The 12200-nt window shown below is 38.6% G+C and carries 11 protein-coding genes and 1 pseudogene; 9 read left to right on the plus strand and 3 right to left on the minus strand.

The genetic code is table 11. The features are described from left to right. Both CD039_RS02400 and pepF read left to right on the plus strand, forming a co-directional pair. Nucleotides 1–495: pseudogene (locus tag CD039_RS02400) on the plus strand (hypothetical protein); the annotation flags it as partial. Nucleotides 496–560: 65 nt separating this feature from the next. Continuing rightward, nucleotides 561–2369 (plus strand): oligoendopeptidase F, encoded by a 1809-nt coding sequence (gene pepF, locus CD039_RS02405; protein WP_103370974.1) that lies wholly within the window; start codon nucleotides 561–563, stop codon nucleotides 2367–2369. 567 nt (nucleotides 2370–2936) lie between these two features. Here the strand turns inward: pepF and yjbH are convergent. The 3 genes from yjbH to CD039_RS02420 form a co-directional block, all read right to left on the minus strand. After that, on the minus strand, nucleotides 2937–3725 hold the full coding sequence (gene yjbH / locus CD039_RS02410; protein ID WP_103370975.1) for a protease adaptor protein YjbH: 789 nt from the start codon (nucleotides 3723–3725) through the stop codon (nucleotides 2937–2939). Nucleotides 3726–3741: 16 nt separating this feature from the next. Continuing rightward, on the minus strand, nucleotides 3742–4113 hold the full coding sequence (locus tag CD039_RS02415; RefSeq protein WP_213407215.1) for a globin domain-containing protein: 372 nt from the start codon (nucleotides 4111–4113) through the stop codon (nucleotides 3742–3744). 135 nt (nucleotides 4114–4248) lie between these two features. After that, nucleotides 4249–4830, minus strand: coding sequence for a CYTH domain-containing protein (locus tag CD039_RS02420; RefSeq protein WP_103370976.1), 582 nt, complete (start codon nucleotides 4828–4830; stop codon nucleotides 4249–4251). 285 nt (nucleotides 4831–5115) lie between these two features. On the opposite strand from CD039_RS02420, the gene CD039_RS02425 reads away from it, so the two are divergent. The 7 genes from CD039_RS02425 to fabI all read left to right on the plus strand — a co-directional run bounded on the left by CD039_RS02425 (nucleotide 5116) and on the right by fabI (nucleotide 12133). Further along, nucleotides 5116–5463 carry a UPF0738 family protein gene (locus CD039_RS02425; RefSeq protein ID WP_103370977.1) on the plus strand — a complete coding sequence of 116 codons (348 nt, stop codon included), beginning with the start codon at nucleotides 5116–5118 and terminating at the stop codon, nucleotides 5461–5463. 30 nt (nucleotides 5464–5493) lie between these two features. Further along, on the plus strand, nucleotides 5494–6129 hold the full coding sequence (gene yjbM, locus CD039_RS02430) for a GTP diphosphokinase (protein WP_049406696.1): 636 nt from the start codon (nucleotides 5494–5496) through the stop codon (nucleotides 6127–6129). 12 nt (nucleotides 6130–6141) lie between these two features. Further along, nucleotides 6142–6951, plus strand: a complete 810-nt coding sequence (locus CD039_RS02435; RefSeq protein ID WP_049406699.1) for an NAD kinase — start codon at nucleotides 6142–6144, stop codon at nucleotides 6949–6951. After that, nucleotides 6951–7802, plus strand: a complete 852-nt coding sequence (locus tag CD039_RS02440) for an RluA family pseudouridine synthase (RefSeq protein ID WP_103370978.1) — start codon at nucleotides 6951–6953, stop codon at nucleotides 7800–7802. The genes CD039_RS02435 and CD039_RS02440 overlap by 1 nt, the downstream gene beginning before the upstream one ends. A 25-nt stretch (nucleotides 7803–7827) precedes the next feature. After that, complete coding sequence (mgtE, locus tag CD039_RS02445) at nucleotides 7828–9213, plus strand: magnesium transporter (protein WP_103370979.1); 1386 nt, start codon at nucleotides 7828–7830, stop codon at nucleotides 9211–9213. 9 nt (nucleotides 9214–9222) lie between these two features. Next, nucleotides 9223–11061, plus strand: a complete 1839-nt coding sequence (locus CD039_RS02450; protein ID WP_103370980.1) for a monovalent cation:proton antiporter family protein — start codon at nucleotides 9223–9225, stop codon at nucleotides 11059–11061. 301 nt (nucleotides 11062–11362) lie between these two features. Beyond that, nucleotides 11363–12133: an enoyl-ACP reductase FabI gene (gene fabI / locus CD039_RS02455; protein ID WP_103370981.1), complete on the plus strand. Its 771-nt coding sequence runs from the start codon at nucleotides 11363–11365 to the stop codon at nucleotides 12131–12133. The last annotated feature ends 67 nt before the right edge of the window (nucleotides 12134–12200 follow it).

Raw genomic sequence — 12200 nt, forward strand, 5'->3', positions numbered from 1 at the left:
TCGGAAAAACGGCAGAGTCTGGTGAGTATTATGGGAGTTCAACATATAGGCGGTCAATGGTTTGTCGGTAGTAAACGCACGATGGGAATCGAGGAGTTATTTCGTAAAAGTGAGGAAGTATCAACTCCAGGACTGTATAAATTAAGTGATAGACGAGTGGAGCGATATGTACAAATATGTCGACGACAGAACAGTGTTCATGAACCTACTTTAAATGCGATTTATCATTTGCAGTGGACGCAACAACAAGTCAATAAAGTGACAGGATTTATCCTGCCTAATCAACTGTACATTCGAACGCATCCCGTCGCTTGGCAACTACAATATTGTTACATGCGAAAATTAGGGAACGAACCTTTTCAACTTGCTCATGAATTATTTCAATTTCGTCATTTTATTCATACAATCCCGAATGTCCAAGAAATTGGAGAACAACTCATTGATCATTATAGTAGGGTGATTCAAAGTATAGAAATGAAAGAGTGGTCGCTTTAGACGTGCAAAAATAAGAGTGACGTGAGAAAATTGTACTAATATGAATATGTAGGAGGTTTACAGTTATGAGTCAACAATTAACTAGGGAAGAACAAGAACGTAAATATCCAGAATATACATGGGATTTAACAACCATCTTTGAAAGCGACGAAGCATTTGAAGAAGCTTTTAAAGAAGTTGAAGGGCAAATTGGTAAAGAACAAGAATTTAAAGGTCATCTTGGAGATAGTGCGGAAACGTTATATCAAGCGTTAGCACTTGAAGATGAACTCGTATCCAAACTTGAGAAAGTCTACGTATATGCGCATTTGAAACAAGACCAAGATACAGCTAACAGTAAATATACAGGCTTTGAAGCACGTGCGCATCAACTCGTGATTAAGTTCAGCTCAAGTTGGAGCTTCTTAATTCCGGAAATCTTACAAATTGATGAAGAGAAGATTGAGCAGTTTGTTAAGGAACACGAAGGACTTCAACGCTATGAGTTTGACTTGAAATTCATCAATGAGAAACGTCCGCACGTGTTAAGTGCAGATAAAGAGAAGTTACTTACAGAAGCACAAGATGCATTATCTACACCAGAGAATGTCTATGGAATGTTTAGTAATGCAGATTTAGAATTTGAAGACGCTGTAGACTCCGAAGGGCAACGTCATCCATTAACTCAAGGTACGTTTATTAAATGTTTAGAATCAGATGATCGTACATTACGTCAATCTGCTTACGATAATTTATATGCTAAATATGGTGCTTACAACAATACCTTAAGTTCTACATTAGCTGGTGAAGTGAAGAAGAATGTCTTTAATGCGCGTACACATAACTATAATTCTGCACGTGAAGCAGCATTAAGTAATAATCATATTCCTGAAGAAGTTTATGACAACTTAGTTGCAACAGTGCATAAATATCTTCCATTACTGCACCGTTATACTCAATTGAGAAAAGAGTTACTCGGTCTCGATGACATGAAGATGTATGACCTTTATACACCACTCGTTAAAGACGTTAAATTCGAAATGCCATATGAAGAAGCGAAGAAATGGATGTTAGAAGCGCTGCAACCTATGGGCGAAGAGTATATGGAAGTGGTTAAAGAAGGTTTAGAGAATCGCTGGGTCGATGTGTATGAGAATAAAGGTAAACGTTCAGGTGGTTATTCTTCTGGTGCGCACTTAACGAACCCATTCATTCTTCTTAACTGGTCTAATACTGTCTCAGATCTATATACATTGGTACATGAATTTGGTCATTCAGCACATAGTTACTTCAGTCGTAAGCATCAACCATCTAACTCAAGTGACTATACGATCTTCGTAGCAGAAGTAGCATCTACATGTAACGAAGCTTTATTAAGTGATTACATGGATAAACACTTAGATGACGACCGTCGATTACTCTTACTTAACCAAGAGTTAGAACGTTTCCGTGCGACATTATTCCGTCAAACAATGTTCGCAGAATTTGAGCATAAGATTCATCAAATAGAAGAAGCGGGCGAACCACTAACTGCTGAACGCATGAATCAAGAGTATGCAGAGTTAAACCGTACTTACTTTGGTGATGCAGTTGAAACGGATGAAGCGATTAGTAAAGAATGGTCACGTATTCCTCATTTCTATATGAACTATTACGTGTATCAATATGCAACTGGATACAGTGCGGCTCAAAGTTTAAGTCATCAAATCTTAACTGAAGGACAGCCTGCAGTTGAAAGATATATTAACGAATTCTTGAAAAAAGGTAGCTCTAACTACCCAATTGAAATTTTGAAAAACGCTGGCGTAGATATGACAACTCCAGAACCAATCGAACAAGCTTGTCAGGTATTTGAAGAAAAATTAGATGCTTTTGAAAAGCTTATGAAAGCTTAATTTCATTGTATTCGCTTACAATATGAACAGTTTGTGACAAATACAATGAAAGTCAATTTTTAGGTTGAAAAGGGGTTGGGGGCGTGTTATATTATGAACATGAAATTAATCACATAACAAACATACCCCTTTGTTTGAAGTGAAAAATTTCTCCCATCCCCTTTGTTTAGCGCCGTGTATAACAGACACGGCGTTTTTTTATATCCTTTTTTAAATGCTATCCTGCTTATTCACATAGATGTATATGCATGCGTGATGAAATATATTACAGAATTAATGTATTGAGTAAATAAATGTAGTCTTAAGTTTGTCTAATTTCTCTTGAGAGAGTCACAAGAGCTGAGACTATTCTTTAGTCAAAGTATAAATAAATAATTTTTGCAACAGATTGACTTTCAGAACATGGACACTCCTAAAGTGGCTTCCGTAATTGATCGGTTGCGCATGTCTACTAAAGATAGGTATAAAAAAACCACTCCATATTCGTTATGGAGCGGTTTAACAATCATTTATTTATTTTTTTAATGTTAAATTGCACGCTTTGGATGCAATATGAGTTAGCGGCAATCAAATCTTTGACTTCCAGAAGTTGCCTTCTAAACAATCCATTTTTTCAACTTTTTGTTGTAATGCTAACTTTTTCAACTCTTTATCAAGCACCTTTTCAGGCCACTCATAAATCGTTAAAAGTTCCTCTTTCGTTACCAATTGTTGGTATTGGATATATCTTTCTATCGATGGTGGCAATTCTTTTTCAATAGAATGACCCATCAATTCATTGATGATATACGTGTAAATATGGTATGGATAAAGCCCTTCTACCTTCAAACCTTCTTCATGAACATCCTCACTGAAGAAGACGAGGGAAGGTGCCTCATTAATTTCCATTTCACGCGCAATATGCAAATCAACTTGCAAGCTTTCTTTGAGTTTATTGTGCTTCAAATCTTCTTTGAACACATTATAATCTAATCCTGCATTACAAATACAATCGTTGACCATTTCTTCAGTGATAATATCGCGCTTCGGAATAATCTCATTCTGGATGAGGTGAATAAACCGTTCAGCTCTCACACGTCCTTGAAGCTCAGCTGCTTTGTAAGCTAAGGCAATATTATCAAGTTCTGAAGTACTTTGCGCTTGGCATTTCGTCAAGACGCGTAATGAAGGATTAAGAATATGTCTCACGCGTATATATTGCTTATATTCTATACGGAGTTTAGATAGTATAGCGGAGAGTTTAAAGCAATCTTTGCTAAATGGATCGAAAAATGAGTATATCTCTATCTTACTCACAGGTGAAAGATTAGTATCTTCACGACTATTCGGTTGTAACATTTTTAATTCTCCAGTCATGTGGTTTCACCTACAATTATTTTTCGGAATTGACCATGTGATTAGCGGTTAACTTCAGGCGCTCATACAAGTAATCACCTACGCCTGCAGGAAAGTCAGCAGTTTGAATCGCTTCATGCATATTTTCAAGCCAAGCATCACGTTCGTAAGGTGAAATGTGAAAGTTCATGTGGCGCATCTTCAACATCGGATGCCCATGTTCTTCTGTGTAGAGTTGTGGACCGCCTAGAAATTGCGTGAGAAATTGTTTCTGTTTTCTGCTAGTTTCTTTAAAATCTCCAGGAAATAAATAGTTAATTCGATCGTCTTGTTCGACCAATCTATAGAAATGATCAATCATTGCATACAATGCTTCTTGACCAATAATATTATAGGGTGTTTGTGCCATAACCTCACCAAATTTAATTAATCTACTACTAATATAACATGAATTTTTACATATGGAAGTAATTCGACTCTGCATAGACTAGGCGGTTACAAGGTTTAACCGACTAGGACAAGATATGACCCGATGAATAATCATCTAATTTGAAAGTTCAGATTTACGGTCAAAGAATCGTTTCACTTTGTTATCTGGTTCATGATAATCAATATTAAATTGATTTAATATACGTTCAAATTTTTTGCGACCTTCATCATGATTCTCAACTTCAAATTCAAGTTCATAATCTGTCTTATCTAAATAATTGCTTTGATCCAGAACGAGTAAGGTCTTGTCTAAATTAACTTCCATACGTTTCGTCGTGAGTGAGCCTAAGACAGTAAGACGTTCAATATTTGCATCGATAGACTTCAATTCGTCAATAATATCTTGTGGTATATCACTTGGGTCGAGCACATCATCCATTTCGGGTCGGATTGTCGTTTCGAAATTATATTCAAGTAACCCCACTTCTGCAGGGATTTTCAGCGTCATTTCAAGACTGTCATTTTTCTCACGAATACGAAGCGCAAATAAATGATCTTTGAGAACGAAATCAGGTGTATCTATATAGTAATTCGTTTGCGTAAAAGGCGTTGCCTGTTGAAAGTATGCGTCTTCGATTTGTGTGTATTGTGTTTCAGATAGCAGTTGTTTAAATTCTATTTCATTATTAGTAGCCATCAATTTCACTCCTCTATGTTAGTGTAATCACGCTTAATCATATTATATAGGAATCGTTTCATGCGTTGTAGCGTAGCATATTCTCATCATTGAAGCATAGTTATTTGATGAGTGGATAAATAATGATCAGGAGAATTAATAAATATTTTTAACTTTAGAAAGTGATCTCGAAGTCATTGAACCTACACAGTAAGGGCTTCAGTTACTTGCATAAAGCGCATGACAAGTTACGTGTTATGTAAGATTAAATTATGTTAAAATGATTTACGAATAAGGAGGAAGAGCATGCGTATATATGTTAATGAGATTAAAATAACTGATGATAGTATTCGTTGCTATACAGAAGAACCAACTGAAGGATTAACAGAAGCAGGGCAAATGTTAGTAGATAGTGATAACTATGCCTTTGCCTATATTCTTGATGATGGACAATCCTATTCTTATTTACTATTCGTTCAAGAAACTTGGTCGATGTTACATAACAATAAAGGTAAGAAAGTAATTGTTAACGACGACTTAAAACTTGAACATTTCGACGAAGAATTAAGTTATATATTAGATAATATTGAAGGGAATTCTAACTACGGTAAGGAATTTGTCAGTGCTGTAGAAGAAACATTTGAATTAAATTAAAGATAAGTAGTACGAAGCGGAGTGAGCATTATGAATCAATGGGATCAGTTTCTAGCTCCATATAAGCAAGCTGTAGATGAACTGAAGATAAAGTTAAAAGGTTTACGAAAGCAATACGATGTCACTGAGCAAGCTTCTCCGATCGAATTCGTCACAGGACGTGTGAAACCCATGACGAGCATTATCGATAAAGCGAATAAACGACGCATCCCGTTCGATCGTTTACATGAAGAAATGTACGATATCGCTGGATTGCGCATCATGTGTCAATTTGTCGATGATATTGATGTTGTGGTGAATTTACTACGTCAAAGAACGGATTTCCGTGTAGTTGAAGAGAGAGATTATATTAATAATACTAAACAAAGTGGATATCGGTCATATCATGTCATCATCGGTTACCCTATAGAAACGCTCAATGGGGGAACTGAGATTTTGGCTGAAATACAAATTCGTACGTTAGCGATGAATTTCTGGGCAACCATCGAACATACTTTGCGTTATAAGTATGATGGAGATTATCCGCCAGAGATTCAACATCGTCTCGAAAGGGCGGCAGAAGCGGCGTATTTACTTGATGAAGAAATGTCTGAGATTAAAGATGAAATTCAAGAAGCGCAGAAATATTATTCGAAAAAAAGAGCGAAAAAGCATGATAATGAGTAGTGGGGTGTGAATATGCGTTATGCAATCTTATCGAAAGGGGATTCAAAGTCTAATGCGTTAAAGCATAAGATGATGAATTATATGCAAGACTTTGAAATGGTCGAAGATGTAGACAACCCTGAAATTGTGATTTCAGTAGGGGGAGACGGTACGTTACTTCAGGCCTTTCATCAATACAGTCATATGTTGTCACGATGTGCATTTGTCGGTGTGCATACGGGGCATTTAGGATTCTACGCTGATTGGTTACCCCACGAAGTAGAAAAGCTGATTATCGAGATTACGAACTCAGAATTTCAAGTGATTGAATACCCTTTACTCGAACTGATTGTACGCTACAACGACAATGGTTATGAAACCCGTCATCTCGCGCTTAATGAAGCTACGATGAAGACTGAAAATGGTTCGACACTAGTAGTGGACGTCAACATTCGAGGTAAGCAATTCGAGCGTTTCAGAGGGGACGGTCTCTGTGTTTCGACGCCTTCTGGTTCAACAGCATATAATAAAGCGCTTGGTGGCGCACTCATCCATCCATCTCTCGAAGCGATGCAATTAACAGAAATCGCTTCTATCAATAATAGAGTCTTTAGAACAGTCGGTTCACCCCTTGTGTTACCGAAGCATCATACCTGTCTCATTAAGCCTGTGAATATCGATACTATTCTTACGACGATTGACCATGTCAGTATCCGTCATAAGAATGTCAATGCTATACAATTCCGAGTAGCTGATGAGAAGATACGCTTTGCGCGTTTCAGACCATTTCCGTTCTGGAAACGTGTGCATGACTCGTTTATATCTAGTGAGGAAGATGAGTGATGAAGTTAAGCTATCGTGTGGAGTCTACGCAATTATTGCGTGAATTCCTTCAAGCACAACGCTATTCTAAGAAGACTTTGAGCGCCATTAAACGTAATGGCGCTCTATTTGTTAACAACCGATTTGTTACAGTGAGAGAGGTATTACAGCCAGGTGATATCGTCGACGTGCACTTGCAAGAAGAGCAGTACAGTGATTATCTTCAACCCTTTCAACAAGATTTAAAGATCTTGTATGAAGATCAATTTCTGCTCATCGTTTCAAAAGGGGCACAGCAAAATTGTGCGCCTTCGAGAGAACATCCGCATGGTAGCCTGATTGAACAGGCCCTAGGCTATTTACAATCCACTGATGAAACTGTCCCTCACATTGTGACACGTTTAGATCGTAATACTTTAGGGATAGTCATCTTTGCGAAACATGGCTTTATCCATCATCTTATGTCTTCTTGTCATTTGAAAAAATGGTATTTAGCTGTATGTGAAGGGCATACACCTAGGGAAGGGTTAATTGATGCGCCCATTGGTCGACGGAGTAATAGTATTATTGAAAGACAAGTGACCGCTGAAGGGAAACGCGCTTTAACTCGATATACAACATTACAGACGAGTCATAACTATAGCTTGTGTGAAGCCCAACTCATCACAGGGCGGACGCATCAGTTGAGAGTACATTTTGCACATATTCATCATCCCATTGTGGGTGACTCATTATATGGAGGGGCACATTCTAAGTATTCAATTCAGTTACTAAGATGTGTTTGTGTGCATTTTCAACATCCAATAACGAATAAACAAATAGAAATTAAAGATAATTACCACTCAATAGAAACCATATTTAATATGGTATAATAGTGGTGATTCGGAGGTGAGTATTGTGGCGAACGAACGCGATAATAAATATATTGATGAGGAAGAAGTTTACAACAAATCTCTGTTAGATCAGCATTTGCTTGATAATGATATTGATGCATTTAGAGATGAGTTCCTCGGCATGCATACATACGAACAGAGTGAATACTTCGAGGATAGTGATGACGAGATTAGGCAACGTATCTTCGAAGTGTTATCCCCTGAAGAAGTCGCTGATTTCTTTGAACAGCTCGAATTTGAAGAGGAAGAATACGATCCTCTCTTCGATACGATGAACGCCAACTACGCGAGTAAAGTATTAGAGAACATGTCTTCCGACAACGCTGTCGATATCATGAATCAGCTTTCTAAACAGAAAGTCGCTAGCATGCTCACTTTAATGAATAAAGAAGATGCGAAAGAAATCAAAGCCTTACTTCATTACGAGGAAGATACTGCCGGCGGTATCATGACTACGGAGTACATTTCCTTGAAAGTGACAACACCGGTGAAAGAGGCCTTGATGCACGTTAAAGAGCAAGCACCTGACGCCGAGACGATCTACGTCATCTTTGCTGTAAATGATCACAAACAGTTAGTGGGCGTGCTCTCGTTACGTGATTTGATCGTAGCTGAGAACGATGCTTACATTGAAGATGTAATGAGCGAGCGTGTCGTGAGTGCAAATGTCGCGGACGACCAAGAAGATGTTGCTCAGAAGATGCGTGACTACGACTTTATCGCGATGCCGGTTGTAGATTATCAAGACCACTTGCTTGGTATCATCACTATCGATGATATCTTAGACGTTATGGACGAAGAGGCAAGCGAAGACTACTCTCGTTTAGCCGGTGTGTCTGACGTTAACGCTAAGCACGATTCCGTGTTTAAGACTGCAGGTAAAAGGCTCCCGTGGCTGATTACACTGACTTTCTTAAGTATGATTACTGCTACGCTTATCGGTTCATTTGAAGACACGCTATCCAAAGTCGCATTGCTAGGTGCTTTTATCCCGATTATTAGTGGGATGTCCGGTAACTCCGGAACGCAGTCTCTTGCCGTCTCTGTGCGTAAAATATCTACAGGCGAAATCAATGAACAAAGTAAATTCTTAGTCGCATTAAGAGAAGCGGGAAGCGGTTTAATCAGTGGTGTCGTATGTGGTATCTTATTGATACTTTGTATTATCGTGCTACATCGTCAACCTATTCTCGCAACGATTGTCGGCGGTAGTTTAACTGCAGCGATGACAGTCGGTACATTGATGGGTGCAGTGATTCCATTAATTATGAATAAACTCAATATTGACCCAGCTGTAGCAAGTGGTCCGTTTATCACAACAATCAACGACATTATTAGTATGTTGATTTATTTCGGCCTAGCTACTACATTAATGAGCTATTTAATCTAAGGAGGAACTATGGAATTTGTATCTCTTGTTGTAGTTGTCCTTGCTGCTTTCCTCACACCGATACTCGTTAATAGACTAAATCTCAATTTCATCCCTGTAGTAGTTGCGGAAGTACTCATGGGTATTATCATCGGGCATTCTTTTCTCAATTTAGTAGAAAAGGATGCCATGCTTAATATTTTGTCCACTTTAGGCTTTATCTTTCTCATGTTCTTGAGTGGATTAGAAATTGATTTTAAGACCTTTAGAAAGGATCCACGAACTAAAGCGAAGGAAGAACAAGGAGAGAACAAGACGCCAGGTCACTTCCGGATGGCGATCACTGTCTTTGCATTAATCATGATTATCTCCATCGTGTTCGCTTATATGTTTAAATGGTTTGGCTTAATCGACGATGTCCTCTTGATGGTTATCATCATTTCGACCATTTCATTAGGTGTGGTCGTGCCGACACTGAAGGAAATGAACGTGATGCGTACCACGATTGGCCAGTTCATCTTACTCGTAGCTGTCTTGGCCGATTTAATTACAATGATTCTATTAACGGCTTATGGTGCTATGAATTCTAAAAGTAACGTGCCATTATGGTTAACACTCATTCTCGTTGTGGCTGCGATCATCTTCTACATTCTAGGTGTGAAACTCAAGAAGGTGACTTTCCTACGTAAATTAATGGATGGAACGACACAAATTGGTATACGTGCCGTCTTTGCATTAATCTTACTTCTCGTCGCCCTTGCTGAAGGTGTGGGCGCAGAGAATATACTTGGTGCGTTCTTGGCCGGAGTTATCGTCTCACTTCTTGGACCTGACGAAGATATGGTAGAGAAACTCGATTCCTTTGGTTACGGATTCTTTATTCCAATCTTCTTCATCATGGTAGGGGTAGACTTGAACATCCCTTCATTGATTAAAGAGCCTTCAGTGCTCATTATTATACCGGTACTGATTGTCGCGTTTTTAGCGTCGAAGATCTTCCCGGTGATGTACATACGTCGATGGTTTGATCAGCGTACGACGATTGCGTCAGCATTTTTACTCACATCGACATTGTCATTGGTGATTGCCGCAGCTAAGATTGCGGAACAGTTGGGTACGATTTCAGCAGACATATCAGGTATTCTCATCTTGAGTGCAGTCATCACATGTGTGTTTGTGCCGATTGTGTTTAAAAAGATCTTCCCAGTGCCTGACGAAAGTAATCGTCGCATTGAAGTGAGTATGATAGGGAAGAACCAACTTACGATTCCTATCGCTCAGAATCTATCGTCAGAACTTTATAAAGTATCGTTGTATTATCGCAATGACTTAAGTGATAATCGACGTTTATCAGATGATATTACTATTATAGAAATTGCCGATTATGAGGCGACGATGTTAGAGCGACTCGGTCTATTTGAGAAAGATATTATCGTTTGTTCAACGAATGACGATGATATTAATAGAAAGGTTGCTTTGATGGCGAAAGAGCGAGGCATTAAGCGCGTGATTTGTCGTCTAGAGTCAAGCTCTGATGATCAAGAGTTACGAGCTGAAGGCATAGAGATCTTCAGTAGCTTTACGAGTAATAAGATCTTGCTCAAAGGGCTTATCGAGACACCGAACATGCTTAATCTCCTCAGCAATGTTGAGACATCACTTTACGAGATTGCTATGCTCAACCATAAATATGAGGGCATTCAACTGCGCAACTTCCCATTCGGCGGCGATGTGATCTTCGTACGGATTATTCGAAATAACGAGTCTATCGTGCCGCACGGTGATACGCAATTACGTTATCGCGACCGCGTCATCGTTACTGGTGCCAAGGAGTACGTAGATGAGTTGAAACGTGAGCTGGAGTTTTAATAGGTATTGAAAGCTCATTCGAGTAAAATAAATAGAAACAGGCTCATGGGAGAGATTTCACTTACTTTATGGCTAGCACATCCTATGAGCCTTATCAGTGATTGTAAAATCTCAGACCAATTGAAACACCTGCGCTTACAATTGTTTAATTAAAGATGATAATGTTAGAATAAAAGGTGTGAACAATTTAAAAATTGTAGCAGTTACACGATAAATTGATGAGTTTTATAGGAATGATGCTCATCGAGGTAACTGACTGAACGAATGAAACGTTATGAATAAAGTTAAAGGAGTTAGTCATATGTTTAGTTTAGAAGGTAAGACGTTTGTAATTATGGGTATTGCAAACAAACGTAGTATTGGTTTTGGTGTAGCTAAAGTGCTTGATCAATTAGGTGCAAAGCTTGTATTCACTTATCGTAAAGAACGTAGTTTGAAACAACTTGATAAATTAGTTGATGATTTAAACCAATCAGAAAAACACTTTTACCAAATCGATGTTCAAAAAGATGAAGATGTCGTGAACGGTTTCGAGAAGATCGGTCAAGAAGTAGGAAATATTGATGGCGTTTATCACTCTATCGCATTCGCCAATGTTGAAGAATTAAGAGGTCGTTTCTCTGATACGTCACGTGATGGTTTCTTACTCGCTCAAGACATCAGCTCTTATTCACTAACAATTGTAGCTAAAGAAGCAAGTAAATTAATGCCAGAAGGTGGCAGTATCGTTGCAACAACATACATCGGTGGCGAATATGCCGTACCTAACTACAACGTAATGGGCGTTGCGAAAGCGAGCTTAGAAGCGAATGTACGCTACTTAGCAGCTGATTTAGGTGCAGATAACATTCGAGTAAACTCAATTTCTGCAGGTCCTATCCGTACTTTAAGTGCGAAAGGTGTAGGCGGTTTCAACGCGATCTTGAAAGAAATTGAAGAACGTGCACCATTACAACGCAATGTTGACCAAGAAGAAGTAGGTAAGACTGCAGCATTCTTACTCGGTGATTTATCAAGTGGTGTGACTGGTGAAAACATCCACGTGGATGCAGGATTCCACGCAATTAAATAAGATGAATAGAATGATGATATAGAGGCAGATGTCGTAGGACATCTGTCTTTTTCAATGGATGAAATGA

Source organism: Staphylococcus argensis, from assembly GCF_002902305.1.
Taxonomy (GTDB): Bacteria; Bacillota; Bacilli; order Staphylococcales; family Staphylococcaceae; genus Staphylococcus; species Staphylococcus argensis.

Excerpts from the sequence above, each read along its gene's own strand:
- CD039_RS02415 (WP_213407215.1), bottom strand. The coding sequence starts at position 4,113 with ATGGCACAAACACCCTATAATATTATTGGTCAAGAAGCATTGTATGCA.
- CD039_RS02420 (WP_103370976.1), bottom strand. The coding sequence starts at position 4,830 with ATGGCTACTAATAATGAAATAGAATTTAAACAACTGCTATCTGAAACA.
- CD039_RS02435 (WP_049406699.1), top strand. The coding sequence starts at position 6,142 with ATGCGTTATGCAATCTTATCGAAAGGGGATTCAAAGTCTAATGCGTTA.
- CD039_RS02450 (WP_103370980.1), top strand. The coding sequence starts at position 9,223 with ATGGAATTTGTATCTCTTGTTGTAGTTGTCCTTGCTGCTTTCCTCACA.
- CD039_RS02425 (WP_103370977.1), top strand. The coding sequence starts at position 5,116 with ATGCGTATATATGTTAATGAGATTAAAATAACTGATGATAGTATTCGT.
- pepF (WP_103370974.1), top strand. The coding sequence starts at position 561 with ATGAGTCAACAATTAACTAGGGAAGAACAAGAACGTAAATATCCAGAA.
- CD039_RS02440 (WP_103370978.1), top strand. The coding sequence starts at position 6,951 with ATGAAGTTAAGCTATCGTGTGGAGTCTACGCAATTATTGCGTGAATTC.
- fabI (WP_103370981.1), top strand. The coding sequence starts at position 11,363 with ATGTTTAGTTTAGAAGGTAAGACGTTTGTAATTATGGGTATTGCAAAC.
- yjbH (WP_103370975.1), bottom strand. The coding sequence starts at position 3,725 with ATGACTGGAGAATTAAAAATGTTACAACCGAATAGTCGTGAAGATACT.
- yjbM (WP_049406696.1), top strand. The coding sequence starts at position 5,494 with ATGAATCAATGGGATCAGTTTCTAGCTCCATATAAGCAAGCTGTAGAT.